14 protein-coding genes are annotated in these 18,974 nt (G+C 66.3%); 8 read left to right on the forward strand and 6 right to left on the reverse strand.

Going from position 1 to position 18,974, the window contains the following annotated elements:
- Window positions 1–24 precede the first annotated feature (24 nt).
- The 5 genes from GBZ48_RS26655 to GBZ48_RS26675 all read left to right on the forward strand — a co-directional run bounded on the left by GBZ48_RS26655 (window position 25) and on the right by GBZ48_RS26675 (window position 5,907).
- Window positions 25–573: a biotin transporter BioY gene (locus GBZ48_RS26655; RefSeq protein WP_209798531.1), complete on the forward strand. Its 549-nt coding sequence runs from the start codon at window positions 25–27 to the stop codon at window positions 571–573.
- A 4-nt stretch (window positions 574–577) separates the two neighbouring features.
- Window positions 578–2,077, forward strand: coding sequence for a class I adenylate-forming enzyme family protein (locus tag GBZ48_RS26660; RefSeq protein ID WP_246307474.1), 1,500 nt, complete (start codon window positions 578–580; stop codon window positions 2,075–2,077).
- Window positions 2,074–3,243: an acetyl-CoA C-acyltransferase gene (locus GBZ48_RS26665; RefSeq protein ID WP_174473786.1), complete on the forward strand. Its 1,170-nt coding sequence runs from the start codon at window positions 2,074–2,076 to the stop codon at window positions 3,241–3,243. The genes GBZ48_RS26660 and GBZ48_RS26665 overlap by 4 nt, the downstream gene beginning before the upstream one ends.
- Entirely contained in the window at window positions 3,244–4,479 is a 1,236-nt protein-coding gene (locus GBZ48_RS26670) for an MFS transporter (RefSeq protein WP_174473787.1), read from the forward strand.
- A gap of 204 nt (window positions 4,480–4,683) precedes the next feature.
- Complete coding sequence (locus GBZ48_RS26675; RefSeq protein ID WP_246307475.1) at window positions 4,684–5,907, forward strand: calcium-binding protein; 1,224 nt, start codon at window positions 4,684–4,686, stop codon at window positions 5,905–5,907.
- Window positions 5,908–5,971: 64 nt separating this feature from the next.
- Here the strand turns inward: GBZ48_RS26675 and purT are convergent, their stop codons facing one another.
- Entirely contained in the window at window positions 5,972–7,141 is a 1,170-nt protein-coding gene (gene purT, locus GBZ48_RS26680) for a formate-dependent phosphoribosylglycinamide formyltransferase (protein WP_174473788.1), read from the reverse strand.
- Window positions 7,142–7,372: 231 nt separating this feature from the next.
- On the opposite strand from purT, the gene GBZ48_RS26685 reads away from it, so the two are divergent.
- On the forward strand, window positions 7,373–7,798 hold the full coding sequence (locus GBZ48_RS26685) for a hypothetical protein (protein ID WP_174473789.1): 426 nt from the start codon (window positions 7,373–7,375) through the stop codon (window positions 7,796–7,798).
- A 22-nt stretch (window positions 7,799–7,820) separates the two neighbouring features.
- Here the strand turns inward: GBZ48_RS26685 and GBZ48_RS26690 are convergent, their stop codons facing one another.
- From GBZ48_RS26690 to GBZ48_RS26710, 5 genes are all read right to left on the reverse strand, one after another.
- The gene (locus GBZ48_RS26690) at window positions 7,821–8,096 is read right to left on the reverse strand and encodes a DUF5985 family protein (RefSeq protein WP_109048699.1); all 276 of its coding nucleotides are present in this window, start codon (window positions 8,094–8,096) and stop codon (window positions 7,821–7,823) included.
- Window positions 8,096–8,365, reverse strand: a complete 270-nt coding sequence (locus tag GBZ48_RS26695) for a DUF5985 family protein (protein WP_174473790.1) — start codon at window positions 8,363–8,365, stop codon at window positions 8,096–8,098. Before GBZ48_RS26695 ends, GBZ48_RS26690 begins: the two co-directional genes overlap by 1 nt.
- 85 nt (window positions 8,366–8,450) lie before the next feature.
- Window positions 8,451–8,825 (reverse strand): hypothetical protein, encoded by a 375-nt coding sequence (locus GBZ48_RS26700; protein WP_174473791.1) that lies wholly within the window; start codon window positions 8,823–8,825, stop codon window positions 8,451–8,453.
- Window positions 8,826–8,888: 63 nt separating this feature from the next.
- Window positions 8,889–11,297, reverse strand: a complete 2,409-nt coding sequence (locus GBZ48_RS26705) for a response regulator (protein ID WP_246307476.1) — start codon at window positions 11,295–11,297, stop codon at window positions 8,889–8,891.
- Window positions 11,294–17,221 carry a HAMP domain-containing protein gene (locus tag GBZ48_RS26710; protein WP_211105904.1) on the reverse strand — a complete coding sequence of 1,976 codons (5,928 nt, stop codon included), beginning with the start codon at window positions 17,219–17,221 and terminating at the stop codon, window positions 11,294–11,296. The genes GBZ48_RS26705 and GBZ48_RS26710 overlap by 4 nt, the downstream gene beginning before the upstream one ends.
- Before the next feature lie 262 nt (window positions 17,222–17,483).
- Between GBZ48_RS26710 and GBZ48_RS26715 the strand changes: the two genes are divergently transcribed.
- Together GBZ48_RS26715 and msrP are read left to right on the forward strand one after the other, a co-directional pair.
- Window positions 17,484–17,885, forward strand: coding sequence for a hypothetical protein (locus tag GBZ48_RS26715; RefSeq protein WP_174473792.1), 402 nt, complete (start codon window positions 17,484–17,486; stop codon window positions 17,883–17,885).
- Between the two features lie 141 nt (window positions 17,886–18,026).
- Window positions 18,027–18,974, forward strand: a complete 948-nt coding sequence (gene msrP / locus GBZ48_RS26720) for a protein-methionine-sulfoxide reductase catalytic subunit MsrP (RefSeq protein ID WP_174473793.1) — start codon at window positions 18,027–18,029, stop codon at window positions 18,972–18,974.

Genomic DNA, 18,974 nt, shown 5'->3' on the forward strand with positions numbered 1-18,974 from the left:
CACCAGCCGAAGGAAGCGTCCGCCATGTTGTCCACCCGCGACCTCGTCCTCTGCGCCCTGTTCGCCGCCCTGCTGGGCGGGCTCGGCATGGCGCCGCCGATTCCGCTCGGCTTCCTGCCGGTACCGGTCACAGCGCAGACGCTGGGCGTCATGCTGGCCGGCACCATCCTGGGCGCCAAGCGCGGAGGCATCGCAGCGCTGCTGTTCGTTCTGCTGGTCGCGGCCGGTCTGCCGCTGCTGGCCGGCGGTCGCGGCGGCATCGGCGTCCTGATGGGGCCGACCGGCGGCTTCGTGCTGTCCTGGCCGGTCGGCGCGTTCGTGACCGGCTGGCTGGCGGAACGGTTCGCCACCACCGCCAACCCGATCCGCCTGTTCGCAGTGAGCGTGCTTGGCGGCATCCTGGTCGTCTATGCCGGCGGCATTCCCTGGCTGTGGCTGGTCGCCGGCCTGCCGGTAGACAAGGCGGTGTTCGGCACGCTGGCCTTCGTCCCGGGCGATCTGATCAAGGCTGGCATTGCCGCCGTCGCCGCCTCGGGCGTCCGCCGCGCCGGCATCCTGCCGATCCATGCCTGAGAGAATGGTTCCTGAACAGTCATTGCTGACCGACAGCTATATGGGCGCGGACAACCTCGTCCGCCCCTTTGTACTCGCCGCCGAACGGGCGCCTGACCATCCGGCGCTGATCCTCGGCGACGAGTGGCTGTCCTATGGCGCGCTGCTGGAGCAGGTGCGGCGCGCCGGTGCCGGTGTGGCTGCCCTGCACCGGGATGGAACGCCTCCGCGCGTGGCGCTCAGCCTGGGCAACCGGCCGGACCTGCTGGCGCTGTTCTTCGGCATCGTCGCGGCCGGCGGCATCGTCGGCCTGCTCGACCCGAAATGGAGCGCCGCGCAGACCGCCGCTGCCATCGAGACCTTCCGCCCCGATCTGCATCTGACGACCGGGACCGCCGCCACTTGGATCGCAGCGCAGCCGGCTGGCTGGACCATCCCCGCGGTCGATCCGAAGACGCCGTTCCTGGTCGGCTTCACCTCCGGCACCACCGGCCGGCCCAAGGCCTTCATCCGCAACCAGGGCTCCTGGCTGGCGACGCTGGAGGCGAGCCGGGTGGAATTCGGCATCGGTACCGAGGATGTCATTCTCGTGCCGGGGCCGCTGGTCCATGGCCTGGGCCTCTATGGCGCGGTGGAGGGACTGTCGGCCGGCGCCACGGTGCGGGTGCAGCCAAAATTCGACGGAGCCAACGCGGCGGCGCAGTTGGCCGAGTGCGGCGTCACCACACTGGTGCTGGTGCCGACGATGCTGGTCGGCATCCTCGACGCTGCGGAGCGCGACGGCCGACGCTTCCCCACCCTTCGCCGGGTGGTCTGTTCCGGTGCCAAGCTGGCGCCCGCCGTTCATGACCGGCTGGCCGCCCTCTGTCCCGACGCCGCCGTGCTGGAATATTACGGCGCGTCCGAGCTGAGCTTCGTCAGCCTGCGCTCCTCCCGCGAAGGCGCCCCCGCCGACAGTGTCGGCCGCCCCTTCCATGGGGTGGAACTGAGCCTGCGCGACGATGACGGTCGTCCGGTGGAGCGCGGCCGGCCCGGCACCGTCTGGGTACGCAGCGGCATGCTGAGCGAGGGCTATCTCGGCGTCACCGACGGCGCCGGCTACCGCGAGCGGGACGGCTGGGGCACGGTCGGCGATTACGGCTGGATCGATGGCGAAGGCTGGCTGCGGCTGGTCGGGCGGGCCGGCGACATGGTCATCACCGGCGGCCTGAACGTCTACCCGGCGGAGGTCGAAGCGGTCCTGCGCGCCCACCCCGCGGTGGCGGAGGCGGTGGTTTTCGGCCTGCCCGATTCCTATTGGGGAGATGCCCTGTCCGCTGTCGTGTGGTGGCGCGGGAGCGCGCGCGCCTCGCTCGTCGAACTGCGCGGCTGGTGCCATGACCGGCTGGAGGGCTACAAGGCGCCGCGGCGGGTCTTCGCCGCGTCCGACATGCCCCTGACCGGCAGCGGCAAGATCGCCCGCGCCGATGTGCGCGAGCAGGCGAAGCTCAGCGGGCAGGACGGCGGGCTGGAGGTGGTCGAGTGAGTTGCCGTCCCATCATCGTCGCCGCCCGGCGGACCCCGGTCGGGCGCATCGGCGGCAGCTTGCGCGAACTTCCCGTCGAGGATCTCGCCGCCCCGGTCATTCGTGCCGTGCTGGCCGACGCCGGCCTCGACCCTGCGGAGGTGGATGAGGTTCTGCTGGGCAACGCGGTCGGCCCCGGGGGCAATGTTGCGCGGCTGTCGGCTCTGGCGGCCGGGCTGCCGGTGTCGGTACCCGGCGTCACGGTGGACCGGCAGTGCGGATCAGGGCTGGAGGCGGTCAATCTCGCCGCCCGGCTGGTGCAATCCGGCGCCTGCGACGTCGTCCTGGCCGGCGGGGTCGAGAGCACCAGCACCGCCCCGTGGCGCGTCGCCAAGCCGTCAAGCCTCTACCGCAGCCCGACCTTCTATGACCGTGCCCGCTTCGCCCCCGACGAGGTCGGCGATCCGTCGATGATCGAGGCGGCGGAGACTGTCGCCACGGCTTACGGCATCGACCGCTCCCGCCAAGACCGCTACGCGCTGGACAGCCACCGCAAGGCCGTGGCCGCGCAGGCCGCCGGGCGCTTCGACCGCGAGATCGTTCCGCTGCGTCTCCGCGACGGCCGCGTCGTCGCCCTCGATGAGTGCCCGCGCGCCGATACCAGCCTCGAAAAGCTGGCGGCGCTGCGGCCGATTCTCCGGTCGGACGGCACGGTCACGGCGGGCAACGCCTGCCCGGTCAATGACGGCGCCGCAATGGTGGCGGTGGTTTCGGAGCGGAAGTTCCGCGCGCTCCGCCTCACCCATGGGCTGGCGGTGGTCGACAGCGCCGCGGCGGGCGTGGATCCGCAACTCCTCGGCACAGGTCCGATCCCGGCGGTGACCAAGCTGCTGGCCCGCAATCCCGGCCTGACCGTCACCGACATCGACCTCGTCGAGTTCAACGAGGCCTTCGCCGCCCAGGTGCTGGCCAGCCTCGACGCGCTTGGCATCGACCAGTCGCGCGTGTCGGTCGGCGGCGGAGCCTTGGCGCTCGGCCATCCCTACGGCGCATCCGGGGCGATCCTGGTGACGCGCCTGTTCAGCGAAATGCTGTTCCCGGCGGCAGGCCATGCGCCCCGCCGGGGCCTCGCCACGCTCGGCATCGGTGGCGGGCTGGGGCTTGCCACACTTCTGGAGCCAGTTTGAATGACCAGCGCCCCTGCGGCCGGGGACAGTTTCCGGTCGGCCTTCCGTCACCGCGCCTTCGCCCTGTTCTGGAGCGCGCGGGTCTGTTCGATGCTGGCGATCCAGATGCAGGTGGTGGCGGTCGGCTGGCAGGTCTATGCCATGACCGGCGACCCGCTCGACCTCGGGCTGGTCGGGCTGTTCCAGTTCCTTCCCTCGCTGGCGCTGGTTCTGGTGGCCGGCCATGTGGTCGACAACAACGACCGCAAGACGGTCCTGTTCGGCGCCCTGTCGGTCGAGATGATCGCGGTCGCCGCCCTGTTCCTGCTGACCATGGCCGGCGCCCTGTCGCCCCACGCCATCTTCGCCGTGGTGGCGCTGATCGGCCTCGCCAAGTCCTTCGAGGGGCCGGCCAACCAGGCGATCCTGTCCGCGACCGTTCCGGTGGAGGATTTGCCCAACGCCGTCGCTTGGCAATCGTCGGGCGTGCAGGTGGCGCAGATCTCCGGCCCGGCACTGGGCGGACTGCTCTACATCGCCGGTCCGGCCGCAGTCTATGGCGTCAGCACGGCGATGCTGCTGCTGTCGGTCCTGCTGATCGCCGCCTGCCGGCCGCGCCCCGTCACCATGACCAGGCGAGCCATGAGCCTGACCAGCATGCTGGCCGGCGCTGCCTTCATCCGCAGCCGGCCGGAGATTCTGGGCGCCATCTCGCTCGACCTGTTCGCGGTGCTGCTGGGCGGGGCGACGGCGCTGCTGCCGATCTATGCGCGGGACGTGCTGCATGTCGGGCCGTGGGGGCTCGGCCTGCTGCGCTCCGCCCCGGCGCTGGGGGCGCTCGCCATGGCGATGGTCATCACCCGCTGGGGCGTGAAGCGCCATGCCGGGCGCTGGATGCTGATCGCGGTGGCTGGATTCGGCGTCGCGACCATAGCCTTCGGCCTGTCTGCCGATCCGGTGCTGTCCTTCATCGCCCTGTTGGCGGTCGGCGCCACCGATCAGGTCAGCATGTTCGTTCGCCAGACGCTGGTCCAGTTGTCCACCCCCGACGAGATGCGCGGCCGGGTCGGCGCCGTCACCTCGCTGTTCATCGGCGCGTCCAACCAGTTGGGCGAGTTCGAATCCGGCAGCGTCGCGGCAATGATCGGTGCGGTGCCGGCAGTGGTGCTGGGCGGTGTCGGAGCTGTCGGGCTCGCCGGACTGTGGGCGGCGATGTTCCCGGCGCTGCGGCGGGTGGACCGGCTGCTCCGACGGTAGCGTGAGGCGAGCCCGCCACACATCGCTGCATATGTCCAGAAGCCGATGGGCTCAACTCTAGACTTTTTAGAGATGCCTGCATACACTTATAGGTGCATTCAGGCTGTTAAATCCTCTGTTCTGCATGATGACTGGAAATAAGAGCAACATTCCTCTGGGGGAGATTTTGGTCGTTCTCTTGCGGAATGCGGAATGCGGAAATGAATGCCGACCACGCAATGGAATCAGAAGGCAGAAAGAGAGATTGATATGAGCATCGTCGTTGCAAGCGTACCCCTGCATTTATGGGATGGTGGAAGCGGTACCGGTATCGATTATGACAACTCTTTCCTGTATTCGATAACTCCATCGCAGATCGTTGCCAGATTTACAAAAAACGGCGCGACCGTGATGGACGCCACAGTGAATGGTAATATCAATATAACCGGAACTAACATATCAGGAAGAATTACATCCCTTACAGCGACGCAACCCAGTGGGAATATACTGCTGTCAATCAGCAATGCAAATCTGAGCTTCTCAAGCGCATATGAATTTTCTAATGCATTGACGGTCCCGTCGTTGCTGTCAGGTGACGACCAAATATTTGGCTCATCCCAGACCGACTATTTACAGGGATACGCGGGAAACGATTACATCAGCGGCGGTGGAGGTGACGATCAGATCTACACCAGCCCTGGTTTCGATACCATCGATGGCGGAGAAGGTATCGACACCGTCATCAATCTCCAATATACGAGCACCGCGAGGCTGGTCGCTTTCAATGGACAGGTTGCCATTCTCGATCGCAGCAATGGCAGCGACGTTCTGATGAATGTCGAATACGTCAGATATTACGACGGGATGGTGCCGACTTCGAGTGCCGCTGGTTTCGATGCCCTGGGGTACCTGGCGGCCAACCGGGATCTGGCCGCCGTTTTCGGCACCAATCAGGCCGCTGCCTTCACTCACTACATTCGGAGCGGCTATACCGAGAGCCGCGCGACCAGTTTCGACGCCGCCGGGTATCTGGCCGCCAACGCGGATCTGGCCGCGGCCTTCGGGGCGGACACCGCCACAGCGACCCGGCATTACATCACCAACGGTCGGTTGGAGGGACGAAACACCTCCTTCGATGCGACGGGTTATCTGGCGGCCAACCCGGATCTGATCCAGGCCTTCGGCTCCAGCACCACCGCGGCGGCCCTTCATTATGCAACCACGGGACGGCTCGAAGGACGGACGACGACGTTCAACGCGGCCGCCTATCTGGCACGGAATCCCGATCTTCAGCGTCGGTTTGGCAACAGCGAAGCGTCGGCGGCAGCCCATTACGTGAACTTCGGCTACCGCGAAGGGCGCTCCACCACCCCGCTGGCGGCGACCGGCCGGGCGGCACCGATGCTCGAGCCGGATCTCTCGGCCGGCATGCTCGCCGCCGCCGTCTGAAGCCACCGTCTGACAAGGCTCCTGCAGGCGGGTCATCCCCGCCTGCAGGATCGAAATCAACGGCTCACAGATACCGGATCATCACCTTGTCCGCCGCCTGCTTGGCCCGTGCCCGTGCGTCGTCGGTGTCGGTGCCGGTGGCCAGCGCCACGCCCATGCGGCGGTTCCTGCGGGTGGTCGGCTTCCCGAACAGGCGGACGTCGACCTCCTGCTCGGCCGAACCCAGGCGCAGCGCGTCCGCCAGCCCTTCGATGCGAAAACTCTCCGCCTCACGGTCGGCCAGGATGACGGCGGAGGCCGACGGGGCGCGGCACAGGATGTTCAGGATCGGCAGGCCCAGGATGGCGCGGGCGTGCAGTTCGAACTCCGACAGGTTCTGCGACAGCAGCGTGACCATGCCGGTGTCGTGTGGCCGCGGCGACAGTTCGGAGAAGATCACCTCGTCGGCGGTGACGAAGAACTCGACGCCGAAGATGCCGTAGCCGCCGAGATTGTCGACGACGCGCGCCGCCATCGCCTTGGCATCGTCCAGCATCGCCTGCGGCATGGCGACCGGCTGCCAGGATTCCTGATAGTCGCCGCGCTCCTGCCTGTGGCCGATCGGCTCGCAATAGAGGATGCCGTCGCGGGTGCGGACGGTCAGCAGCGTGATCTCGTATTCGAAGGGAACGAACTCCTCGACGATCACCTTGCGGCGGTCGCCGCGCATGTTCGCCACCGCATAGTCCCAGGCCGCCTCCAGCCCGGCAGCGTCCTGCACCGTGCTCTGCCCCTTGCCGGACGACGACATCACCGGCTTGACGACGCAAGGGAAGCCGGTGTGCTCCGCCCCGGCGCGCACTTCCTCCAGGCTCTCGGCATAGCGGTAGCGCGAGGTGCGCAGGCCGAGTTCCGTCGCCGCGACCTCACGGATGCGGTCACGGTTCATCGTCATGGTCGCGGCACGGGCCGACGGCACGACAATGGTGCCGGCATCCTCGAATTCGTGCAGCACCTCGGTGCGGATCGCCTCCACCTCCGGCACGATGTAGTCCGGGCGGTGCTTGGCGATGGCGGCGCGCAGGTCGTCGGCGTCCAGCATGGAGAACACCTCCGCCTGGTCGGCGACCTGCATCGCCGGCGCGTTGGCGTAGCTGTCGCAGGCGATGACCTCGCAGCCCAGCCGCTTGGCGGCAATGACGAATTCCTTGCCCAGCTCTCCGGAGCCAAGCAGCAGGATCCTGGCGGTGAACATCGACGCACTCCCAATATTGGCGACAGCTGGCGATATTGGCGACAGCTGGCCGACCATAGGGCTTCCGGCCAGCCGGGCCAAGCCCCGCCGTAAGCCTCCCGTATGCAGCCGCCAAGCGGAAGCGAGGCTGCATAAATATTTCTAAAAAGAAATTATAATGGTAGCGGATGAAAAACTCCGCTCATGTGTTCGTGCATAAATGAACCCCTGTTTCGGGAGGCGACAATGGCAATGACCACACAAGCGGCGGCAAGGCGCGGGTTCTTCGGCGGCAGGACCTTGATGGCCGTCTGTCTGGCCGGCTCGCTGGCATTGCCGGGATGCGCCGGCAACGGCAACGACGACATGGCGGGCGCCCTGCTGATCGGCGCCGCGGTGGTCGGGCTGGGCGTGCTGGCCGCCACCGCCGGCGGCGATGACGACGATGGCGACCGCAACCGCGGACGGCATCAGCGCCATCGCGGCGGCTACGACAACAGCGGCTATTATGGCAATGGTTATGCGAGCGGCTATGAAGGCCGGGGCCGCGGCGGCTACAGCCGGTATGCCGGCAACGGCCAATGCGACGATTCCCGCTACCGCACCTCCAATGGCGGGCGGGCCGAAGCCGGGACCGACGAATGGGACTGCCGCCGCTTCGGTGACGGCCGCAAGTAAAAAGCGGCCGTCCGGACGCGGTTCAGCGCCGCCGCCCCTCCAGGTTCTTGCGGACGATGGCGCCGATGATCAGCAGGAAGGCCAGCAGGCGCAGCACATAGACCCAGCTCTGCTCTTCGCGTTCCAGCCCGCCGAGCGCCAGCACGATCTGGTTCAGCGCCAGCAGCAGGAAGGCGAGCGCGAAGCTGACGAACAGCGCGTCCCTCGTCCGTTTCCAGAAGCCGAGGAAGAACAGTCCGGCCACCGCATAGAGCGCCGCAAGCACGCCGGTGAAGAAGCTGGAGGTGGTGGGCAGCATCACTCGGCATCCCAGATGAAGCCGTACAGCAGCACGCCCACGCCGGCCATGGCGGAGAACTGGCGCAGCGGCAGCAGGTCGACCTGCGTCGGCAGGACGACGACATCGATGAACAGCAGCAGATTGTTCACGGCCAGCCCGACGAAGCACAGCGTGCTCCACAGCAGAAGCCGGCTGCGGGAGCGCAGCCAGCTGCGCAGCAGCAGGACCATGCACAGCAGGCTGGCGGCAAAGCACAGCAGATAGACCGCCGACTTCACGACATCCATGTCGTCGCTCCCACCCCGCTCTCCTCCCGCAGAGGACGGCACGCATTCCTGACTAGGTAGTCCGCAGTCATTTCATTCACTGAGGTCAATCGTTGAGGCGGAAGCGGAAGGAGTCAGCAAAGATCTGCACCTTGTTGCCGGGAGCAGCGAAGATCTCCCGGATGATGGCGGACGGACGGGTAGCGTAGGCCTGCTCGATCTCCTCCACCCACTGGTCCAGAAGCGGGGAAGCCGGGCGGTAACGGTGGCGGCCGTCGGTCTGTGCCACCAGCAGGCCAGCGCCGAGGAACCCGGCAAGCGCCTCCTGCACCACCACCTCGCTGCCACGCAACTCGCTGACCAGATCGCCGTTCGACCAGTCCCGGTCGGGAGTCCGCCGCAGAAGAAGAAGAAGCTCCAACGCCCAGACAGACCGGATCGAACCTCGCAACAGGGTAAGCGCATCATCGGACAAAACCATGAACCAGAACCTGACCTGATATGCACAACCGGCGGCGTGGGGTAACGCCGCCCTCGATCCCCCTCATCGCCCCCGGACGGCCTCCGCCGGGGCGAGAGGGGCCTGCGGATCCAGCGCGCGCCGAAGGGCACGGGCCAGATCGCCGTCACGGTATGGCTTGGACAGCGTTTCCGCCCGGCTCAGCACAGCCCCCAGAACAGCGCCGGGATCGGCGGCGCCGCCGGCGTCGGTGGACGCGCCGGCCTCCGGTCCCGGCGCAGAGGTTCCGTTGGCATAGCCCGAGGCGAACAGCACCCGCAAAGAGGGATGGCGGCGCAACCCCTCCAACGCCAGTTCGCGCCCGTTCAGACCGCCGGGCATGACGATGTCGGTGAACAGAAGGTCGACCGGCTGCCGGTCCAGCAATGTCAGCGCCGCCTCCGCGCCATCGGCCTCCAGCACGCGGTAACCCAGAGCCGCGACCGCCTGCACCGCGACCGACCGTACGTCAGCGTCATCATCGACCACCAGCACGGTCTCGCCACGGCCTGCAAAGGCTTCATGGCCGTCATCCTCGTCAATCGACACGCCATGGGCGCTGTCCATCGCCGCCCGCGGCAGGTAGAGGCGGAAAACGGTGCCGCTGCCGGGCTTGCTGTCGATGCCGATCAGACCGCCCGACTGCTTGACGAAGCCATGGATCATGGCAAGGCCCAGACCGGTACCCTTCCCCGTCTCCTTGGTGGTGAAGAAGGGCTCGAAGGCGCGCTCCAGCACGTCTGGCGGCATGCCGCATCCGCTGTCGGCCACCGACAGCAGGATATAGTCGCCGGCCGGCACCGACATGCCGTTTCCGGTCTGCGGCTCCGTGAACCGGGTGTTCGCCGTCCTGATCCGCAGAGTGCCCCCGCCGGGCATGGCGTCGCGGGCATTGATGACGAGGTTCAGCAGGGCCGATTCCGCCTGGGAGCGGTCGACCGAGGCGATCCACAGCGGCTCGGCATCGGCCGGCGGCGCTTCGATGGCGATGGCGACACCGCCGCCCAGCGTGCGCTCCATCAGTTCGCTCATGCCGGCGACAAGATCGCCGAGATCCACCGGTTCCGGGTGAAGCTGCTGGCGCCGGGCGAAGGTCAGCAGCCGCCGCGTCATGTCGGAGCAGCGCAGCGCCGCCTGAAGCGCCATCTCCGCCCGCCGCGCCGCCTTGGGATCGTCGGCAAGGCCGGGGACCAGCCGCTCCAGGCTGCCGATCACCACCATCAGCATGTTGTTGAAATCGTGGGCGATGCCGCCGGTCAGCTGGCCGACCATCTCCATCTTCTGCGCGTGGGCGAGCTGCTGCTGGGCCTGGCGCGTCTCGGTCACGTCCATGATGGTGCCGAACAGTTCTGCCGGGTGGCCGTCCTCGTCGCGAACCACCACAGCCTGGTCCAGCAGATGGCGCTCGCCGCCGTCCGGCCCGCGCCAGCGATATTCCACCGTGGTCAGCCCGGCATCGTGGATCGACGCCAGCTGGCGCAGCACGCGGCTGCGGTCGTCCGGATGCAGACCGGATTCCCAGAAATTCGGGTCCTCGATGAAGCTGGCGGCGGGGCAGCCCAGCACCGTCTGCGTCGTGTCGGACAGGTAGCGGAACGGAATGCCCGGCGTCAGGTCGGCGGTGTAAAGCACGATGGGAAGCTGGCCCAGGATCAGAGCCTGCCGCTCCTCCGACCGGCGGAGCGCCTGTTCGGCCTGCCGCATCTCGCGGCGCACCCGCTCGTTCTCGTCCAGCAGGCGCTGCTTCGCCTCGACCTCGCGCTTCACCTCCTCCGTCTTGCGGTAGAGGTCGACGAAGACCGACACCTTGCATTTCAGGATCTGCGGGTCGACCGGCTTGAACATGTAATCCACTGCGCCGGTGGCATAGCCGCGGAAGATGTGCGTCTCGTCCTTGTTGATGGCGGTCAGGAAGATGATCGGGATGTGGCGCGACTTCTCGCGCAGGCGGATCAGACCCGCCGTCTCGTAGCCGTCCATCCCCGGCATGTGCACGTCCAGCAGGATCAGGGCGAAGTCCTGGCGCAGCAGATGCTTCAGCGCCTCCTCCCCCGACCGGGCGAGCACCAGCTGCGCCCCCAGATCCTCCAGCGTCTCCCGCACGGCGAACAGGTTCCGCGGGTCGTCGTCGACGATCAGGATCGCGACGTCCGCCTTGTCGGGCTGCGGGTGTGAGTCGGTGGTCATGGTTCCGCTTTCGCATCCCGCGGGAACGGCGGCCGGCGGTGGCGTCACAGTGGCGGGAGGAGGGGCCGCGGGGGCAGCCGGCGCCGCTTCCACCGCAGCTGCGGCCGGCGGCAGAGGTGGCTTACGGACGGCGTCGCCGCCGGCCGGCTGGGCGCTGGCGGTGCCGAGCAGGCGCGACCGGCGGGCCGCCGGCACCGGGCTGGCGGCCGGGGGAACGAACGGCGCGCGCCGCACCGCGCGAACAGGCTGCAGCTTGCGCCGGGTCATGCCTGCACCCCACCGCGCTGTTGCTGCCGGTTGTTCTTGGCGGTCCAGATCCGCAGAAGCGACAGGAGATGGTCAATGTCCACCGGTTTGGCGATGTAGTCGGTCGCGCCGGCTTCGATGCACTTGTCGCGGTCGCCCTTCATCGCCTTGGCGGTGACGGCGATCATCGGCAGCGCCCGGAACTCGTCGATGCTGCGGATCGTGCGCATGGTCTCATAGCCGTCCATTTCCGGCATCATGATGTCGACCAGCACCACGTCCACGCCGGGGTCGGCACGCAGCCGCTCGATGCCCTCGCGTCCGCTTTCGGCATGCAGAACCTCGATCTTGTGAGCCTCCATCACGCTGGCCAGCGAGAAGATGTTGCGGATGTCGTCGTCGATCACCAGCACCCGCTTGCCGGCCAGCGATGGGTCGTGCTGGCGCAGGTCCAGGATGCTGCGTCGTTTCTCGTCGGGCAGCCGGTCGACGGCGCGGTGCAGGAACAGCGCGGTTTCGTCCAGCAGCCCGGCCGGCGACCGGGCGCTCTTCAGCACCACGGTTTCGGCCAGCCGGCGCAGCCGCGCCTCGTCCTCCGCCGCGATGTCGGCGGCGACATAGATCACCACCGGCATCCAGGCGAGCGTGTCGCGGGTGCGCAGCCATTCGATCAGCTCGAAATCCACCGTCACCGGACCGGCCAGGGTCGGGCTCGACAGATCCAGCACCATGCAATCGAAATGATCGGCGCTCAGCGCCGCCATCGCGGCCTCGATCGAGGTGACGGTGTGCGTCTCCACATCGCCGTTGCCGATCAGGGCGGCGACGCCGCCCGGCTGCGGGCTGTCCTTCTCCACCACCAGAAGCCTGCGGTGGTCGCGCTCCCGGAAGCTCTTGACCCGGTTCAGGGCGTCGAAGATCGCCTCGCGCTCCACCGGCTTTTCCGAATAATCGAAGGCGCCCATCGCCAGACCGCGCCGCCGCTCGTCCTTGGCGGAGATGACGTGGACCGGGATGTGCCGGGTCTGCGGGTCGCGCTTCAGCAGGTCGAGCAGCGCCCAGCCATCCATGTCCGGCAGCCCGATGTCGAGCAGGACGGCATCCGGCCGGTATTTGCGCGCCAACGGCAACGCCGCAGATCCACCGCTGGACAGGATGGTGCGGAAGCCCTTCTCCCGCGCCAGATCGATCAGGATGGAGGCGAAGGTGTTATCGTCCTCCACGATCAGCACCACCGGCTCACCGGGACGCAGGCGCTCACGGTCGTCGCCGGCCGGCTGCTGCATGTCCAGCAGCGCCAACCCCTCCTGCGGGCCGGAGGCCACCACTGGACGCGTCGCCGTCTCGGTCCGCTTGGGCAGCAGCGCAGTGGGCGGCATGGCGGCGCTGGCCGCGGCGATGACGGGCGTGCCGAGCTGCGCGACCGGTTCCGCAACGATGTCGTAGCTGCGGGGGACGAACAGCGTGAAGGCGCTGCCCCTGCCCGGCGTGCTGGCGACGCGGATCTCGCCGCCCAGCAGACGGGCGATCTCGCGGCTGATCGACAGGCCGAGGCCGGTGCCGCCATATTTGCGGCTGGTGGTGCCATCAGCCTGCTGGAACGCCTCGAAGATGATGCGCTGCTTGTCCTCGGGGATGCCGATGCCGGTGTCGATGACGGTGAAGGCCAGCACCGAGGATGCGGCGTCCAGCGTCGGGTGGGCGGCACTCCACCCTTCCGTCGCCGGGGCGACGCGGAAGGTGATGCCGCCGCTTTCGGTGAATTTGAAGGCGTTGGACAGCAGGTTGTTCAGCACCTGGGCCAGCCGCTTCTCGTCGGTCTGGATACTGGCGGGCAGCGCCTCGTCCATCTCGATGGCGAAGTCCAGCTTCTTCTCCTGCGCCAGCTGCGAGAAGGTTCGCTCCACATGGTTGCGCAGGTCGCCCAGCACGACCTCGCCGATCTCCAGCGTCACCGTGCCGGATTCGATCTTCGACAGATCGAGGATGTCGTTGATCAGGCCGAGCAGGTCGGAGCCGGCGGAATGGATGGTCCGGGCGAACTCCACCTGACGGTCGGACAGGTTGGTGTCAGGGTTGTCGGCCAGCAGCTTCGACAGGATCAGCAGGCTGTTCAGCGGCGTGCGCAGCTCATGGCTCATGTTCGCCAGGAACTGCGACTTGTATTTGGAGGTCAGGGCAAGCTGTTCGGCCTTCTCTTCCAGGGCCGCCTTGGCGAACACGACCTCGCGGTTCTTGCGCTCCACCTCGATGTTCTGCTTCTCGAGCTGCTCGGCCTTCTCCTCCAGCGCTTCGTTGGTGGTGGTCAGCTTTTCCTGCTGGGCCTTCAGCAGCTCTTCGGACTTGCGCAGCGAGGCGGCCTGCTGCTCCAGACGCTCGTTGGTGGTCTTCAGCTCCTCCTGCTGGCTCTGCAGCTCGGTGGTCAGGCGCTGCGACTGCTTCAGCAGACCTTCGGTGCGCATGTTGGCGGCGATCGTGTTCAACACGATGCCGATGCTCTCGGTCAGCTGCTCCAGGAAGCTCTGGTGCGTCTCGCTGAAGCGGCCGAAGCTCGCCAGCTCGATCACCGCCTTCACGTCGTCCTCGAAGAGCACCGGCAGGACGATGATGTTCAGCGGCGGCGCCTCGCCCAGACCGGAGCTGATGGAGACATAGTCGCGCGGCACGTTGGTCAGCAGGATGCGCTTCTTCTCGTAGGCGCACTGCCCGACCAGACCTTCCTTCAGGTGGAAGCGGTTGGACAGGTTCTTGCGCTCCTTCAGCGCGTAGCTGGCGACCAGTTCCAGCAGCGGCTCGTCGCGGTCGCGGGTGGCGACATAGAAGACGCCGTGCTGGGCGTTCACCAGCGGCGCGATCTCCGACAGGATCATGTTGGAGACGGTGACCAGATCGCGTTCGCCCTGCAGCATGCGGGTGAATTTGGCGAGGTTGGTCTTCAGCCAATCCTGTTCCGCATTCTTCAGCGTCGTGTCGCGAAGGTTGCGGATCATCTCGTTGATGTTGTCCTTCAGCGCAGCAACCTCGCCCATCGCCTCCACGGTGATGGAACGGGTCAGGTCGCCCTTGGTCACCGCGGTGGCGACCTCGGCGATGGCGCGCACCTGGGTGGTCAGGTTGGCGGCCAGCTGGTTCACATTCTCGGTCAGGTCCTTCCACAGGCCGGCGGCACCCGGCACGCGGGCCTGACCGCCCAGCTTGCCTTCGATGCCCACCTCGCGCGCCACGTTGGTGACCTGATCGGCGAAGGTCGCCAGCGTGTCGATCATGCCGTTGATGGTGTTGGCCAGCGCCGCGATCTCACCCTTGGCGTCCACCGCCAGCTTGCGCTTCAGGTCGCCGTCGGCGACCGCGGTGACGACGCTGGCGATGCCGCGCACCTGACCGGTCAGGTTGGCAGCCATCATGTTCACATTGTCGGTCAGATCCTTCCAGGTGCCACCGACACCCTCGACCTTCGCCTGACCGCCCAGCTTGCCTTCCGAGCCCACCTCGCGCGCAACGCGCGTCACTTCCGAAGCGAAGCTGTTCAGCTGGTCCACCATCGTGTTGATGGTCGATTTCAGCTCGAAGATTTCGCCCTTCACATCGACGGTGATCTTCTTCGACAGATCGCCCTTGGCGACCGCGGTGGTGACTTCGGCGATGTTGCGGACCTGACCGGTCAGGTTGGCCGCCATCATGTTCACGTTGTCGGTCAAATCCTTCCAGGTGCCGGCAACCCCCTTCACCTGGGCCTGACCGCCCAGTTTGCCCTCAATGCCGACCTCGCGCGCAACGCGGGCGACTTCCGAGGCGAAGCTGTTCAGCTGGTCCACCATCGTGTTGATGGTCGATTTCAGTTCGAGGATCTCGCCCTTCACATCGACGGTGATCTTCTTCGACAGGTCGCCATTCGCGACCGCGGTGGTGACTTCGGCGATGTTGCGGACCTGCCCCGTCAGGTTGGTCGCCATCGCGTTCACATTGTCGGTCAGGTCTTTCCAAGTGCCGCCGACACCCTTCACCTGGGCCTGACCGCCCAGCTTGCCTTCCGAACCCACCTCGCGCGCCACGCGCGTCACCTCGGATGCGAAGCTGTTCAGCTGGTCCACCATCGTGTTGATGGTCGATTTCAGTTCGAGGATCTCGCCCTTCACATCGACGGTGATCTTCTTCGACAGGTCGCCATTCGCGACCGCCGTCGTCACCTCGGCGATGTTGCGCACCTGCCCCGTCAGGTTGGTCGCCATCGCGTTCACGCTGTCGGTCAGGTCTTTCCAAGTGCCGCCGACACCCTTCACCTGGGCCTGACCGCCGAGCTTGCCTTCCGAGCCCACCTCGCGCGCAACGCGCGTCACTTCCGAGGCGAAGCTGTTCAGCTGGTCCACCATCGTGTTGATGGTGTTCTTCAACTCAAGGATCTCGCCCTTCACCGGCACGGTGATCTTTTTCGACAGGTCGCCGTTGGCGACGGCGGTCGTCACGTCGGCGATGTTGCGGACCTGACCGGTCAGGTTCGCCGCCATCAGATTCACGCTGTCGGTCAGATCCTTCCAGGTGCCACCGACGCCTTCGACCCGCGCCTGACCTCCCAGCTTGCCTTCGGACCCCACCTCGCGCGCGACGCGCGTCACCTCCGAGGCAAAGCTGTTCAGCTGGTCCACCATCGTGTTGATGGTCGATTTCAGCTCAAGAATCTCACCCTTCACGTCGACGGTGATCTTCTTCGACAAGTCACCTGTCGCGACGGCGGTGGTCACGTCGGCGATGTTGCGGACCTGACCGGTCAGGTTGGCCGCCATCATGTTCACGCTGTCGGTCAGGTCCTTCCAAGTCCCGCCGACGCCCTCGACCTTCGCCTGACCGCCCAGCTTGCCTTCCGAGCCCACCTCGCGCGCAACGCGCGTCACCTCCGACGCGAAGCTGTTCAGCTGGTCCACCATCGTGTTGATGGTCGATTTCAGCTCGAGGATCTCGCCCTTCACATCGACGGTGATCTTCTTCGATAGATCGCCCTTGGCGACCGCGGTGGTGACTTCGGCGATGTTGCGGACCTGGCCGGTCAGGTTTTCCGCCATCATGTTCACATTGTCGGTCAGATCCTTCCAGGTGCCGCCGACACCCTCAACCTTGGCCTGACCGCCCAGCTTGCCTTCCGAGCCCACCTCGCGCGCAACGCGCGTCACTTCCGACGCGAAGCTGTTCAGCTGGTCCACCATCGTGTTGATGGTCGATTTCAGCTCAAGGATCTCGCCCTTCACATCCACGGTGATCTTCTTCGACAGATCGCCCTTGGCGACCGCCGTCGTCACCTCCGCGATGTTGCGGACCTGACCGGTCAGGTTCGCCGCCATCACATTGACGTTCTCGGTCAGGTCCTTCCAGCTGCCGGCAACGCCCTTCACCTGGGCCTGACCGCCCAGCTTGCCTTCGATCCCCACCTCGCGCGCCACACGCGTCAGCTCGGTGGTGACGGTGACGAGCTGGTCCACCATGGTGTTGACGTTGCGGGCAGTGCGCAGGAATTCACCCTGCAACGGCCGGCCTTCGATCTCCAGCGCCATGGTCTTCGACAGGTCGCCCTTGGCGACCGCGCCGATGACGCGAGCAATTTCCGTTGTCGGCTGGATCATGTCGCCGACCAGCGTGTTGATGCTGTCGACGCAGGTTTCCCACCCGCCGGACGCATTGTTCAGCTTGGCGCGCTGGCTGATGCGGCCTTCCTTGCCGATGGCGACGCTGAGTCGGCTGACCTCGGCGGTCAGGTTCTGGTTCAGTTCGACCACGTCGTTGAAGGCGGCGGCGATTTCGCCGTCGATTCCCGTGAGGTCCAGCGGCAGCCGCACCGAGAATTCACCCTTGCGCAATTGCCGCAGGGCCATCAGCAGAACCTTCGGATCCAACGCGTCCGCCGTCTCGACCATCGCCGTCATGCCGTTCCCCAATCCGCGCGCCGTGCCCACCATGGACCGCGCTCCGCCCATCCCCAGAACCGCTCCAAGGATCGCTCCACTGCGCGGTCGAAGAAAACGTAGGCCAACACAACCGGGATTCTGAACGTCCGCACCGACAGTGTGCGCACTCCATCCTCATCCGGAGCGTGACTGCGCAGTCCTACAGCCCCGCACGATGAAGTAAAGGCTATTCGGGTCAACTTGGCCTTTCGTAGGAACCCCGCCTTCCAGCGTAAGGGCTATGCCTATAACTTAGGATGAGGATAGTATTTTCTTGAGCTTAGCCGGCCTTGTCACCGGCTTAACTCAGCTTTCTGTCCTTTATGCGAAGCTCTGGCTTCGGAACGATTCGATCGCGGATGTAGTTATAGATCCAGCCATGGCGGGACATTTCGGCGCCGGCCGCCTTCCGCAGGGCAAGACGACCCGACACATCACAGCCTGGGGCTTGGCGATGAATCTTTGGACGTTTTCCATGCAGGCTTCGATGTGCTGCATGCTCTCTTGGATGCGCGCCTGCCAGCAGGGGGCTGCCCTTGCCCATTCCTTCAGCGGAATGCCGCTCCTGCCCTCGCCGCGCCCGCCGGCCGACGTGCTGCCCTTTCGCACACGGCGCACGGCGCGTGGCGGCGGTTTTGGCGGTCCGGCCGTGGTGATCCCGCTCGGCCGGCGCTGATCGCCCCACGCTGATCGTGCGGCGCGCAGATCCGTTCACGCAGCAGATCCGTTCACGCAATTGTGTAGACCCTGTGATTTGCCGACGGCCGGCCGCAGCCCTATGGTTAGTGGCAGGAATGGTCCGTTCGGGAGAGGGTCGATGCTGTTCAAGTTTCCCACCGCGTCGCAGGCACGCGAAGACGAGGTGACGCCGCGGGAGCTGTTCCTGTCGCGCCGCAGCCTGATCGCCGGTGGTGCCGCCGCCATGGCGCTGGGCAGCCTGCCGGTATGGAGCGGCAGCGCGCTGGCAGGCCCCTTCCAGGCGGCGACCACGATCAAGCCGGCCGATCCGAAGTTCGATCCGACGACGCCGATGAAGTCGGCCACCACCTACAACAACTTCTATGAGTTCGGCACCGGCAAGAGCGATCCGGCCGAAAATGCCGGCACGCTGAAGACCCGCCCCTGGGAAATCGCCATCGGCGGCGAGGTCGGCAAACCGATGACCATCGGCATCGAGGATCTGCTCAAGTTCCCAATGGAAGAACGCGTCTACCGCCTGCGTTGCGTCGAGGGCTGGTCGATGGTGATTCCCTGGGTCGGCTTCCCGCTGGCGGAGTTGCTGAAGCGGGTTGAACCGACCGGCAACGCAAAATACGTCGCCTTCCAGACCTTGAACGATTCGAAGCAGATGCCGGGCCTGCGCTCCTGGGTGTTGGACTGGCCCTATACCGAAGGGCTGCGGCTGGACGAGGCGATGCATCCCCTGACCATGTTGGCTGTCGGCATGTATGGCGAGGTGCTGCCCAACCAGAACGGTGCCCCGATCCGGCTGGTGGTGCCGTGGAAGTACGGCTTCAAGTCGATCAAATCGATCGTCAAGATCTCTCTGGTTAAGGACCAGCCGGCCACCGCCTGGAACAAGTCGCAGCCGCGTGAGTACGGCTTCTATTCCAACGTCAATCCGGACGTCGACCATCCGCGCTGGAGCCAGGCGACCGAGCGGCGGGTCGGTGAATTCTCGCGCCGCAAGACCTTGCCCTTCAACGGCTATGGCGAAGAGGTCGCGTCGCTCTATGCCGGCATGGACCTGAAGGCGAATTACTGA

Source organism: Azospirillum melinis (genome assembly GCF_013340935.1).
GTDB classification, from domain to species: Bacteria; Pseudomonadota; Alphaproteobacteria; order Azospirillales; family Azospirillaceae; genus Azospirillum; species Azospirillum melinis.

Bases quoted from the DNA above. Each gene is read 5' to 3' on its own strand.
- GBZ48_RS26710 (WP_211105904.1), bottom strand. From the start codon at position 17,221: ATGGTGGGCACGGCGCGCGGATTGGGGAACGGCATGACGGCGATGGTC.
- GBZ48_RS26660 (WP_246307474.1), top strand. From the start codon at position 578: ATGGTTCCTGAACAGTCATTGCTGACCGACAGCTATATGGGCGCGGAC.
- msrP (WP_174473793.1), top strand. From the start codon at position 18,027: ATGCTGTTCAAGTTTCCCACCGCGTCGCAGGCACGCGAAGACGAGGTG.
- GBZ48_RS26695 (WP_174473790.1), bottom strand. From the start codon at position 8,365: ATGGATGTCGTGAAGTCGGCGGTCTATCTGCTGTGCTTTGCCGCCAGC.
- GBZ48_RS26705 (WP_246307476.1), bottom strand. From the start codon at position 11,297: ATGACCCGGCGCAAGCTGCAGCCTGTTCGCGCGGTGCGGCGCGCGCCG.
- GBZ48_RS26670 (WP_174473787.1), top strand. From the start codon at position 3,244: ATGACCAGCGCCCCTGCGGCCGGGGACAGTTTCCGGTCGGCCTTCCGT.
- GBZ48_RS26655 (WP_209798531.1), top strand. From the start codon at position 25: ATGTTGTCCACCCGCGACCTCGTCCTCTGCGCCCTGTTCGCCGCCCTG.
- purT (WP_174473788.1), bottom strand. From the start codon at position 7,141: ATGTTCACCGCCAGGATCCTGCTGCTTGGCTCCGGAGAGCTGGGCAAG.
- GBZ48_RS26690 (WP_109048699.1), bottom strand. From the start codon at position 8,096: ATGCTGCCCACCACCTCCAGCTTCTTCACCGGCGTGCTTGCGGCGCTC.
- GBZ48_RS26685 (WP_174473789.1), top strand. From the start codon at position 7,373: ATGACCACACAAGCGGCGGCAAGGCGCGGGTTCTTCGGCGGCAGGACC.
- GBZ48_RS26700 (WP_174473791.1), bottom strand. From the start codon at position 8,825: ATGGTTTTGTCCGATGATGCGCTTACCCTGTTGCGAGGTTCGATCCGG.
- GBZ48_RS26675 (WP_246307475.1), top strand. From the start codon at position 4,684: ATGCCGACCACGCAATGGAATCAGAAGGCAGAAAGAGAGATTGATATG.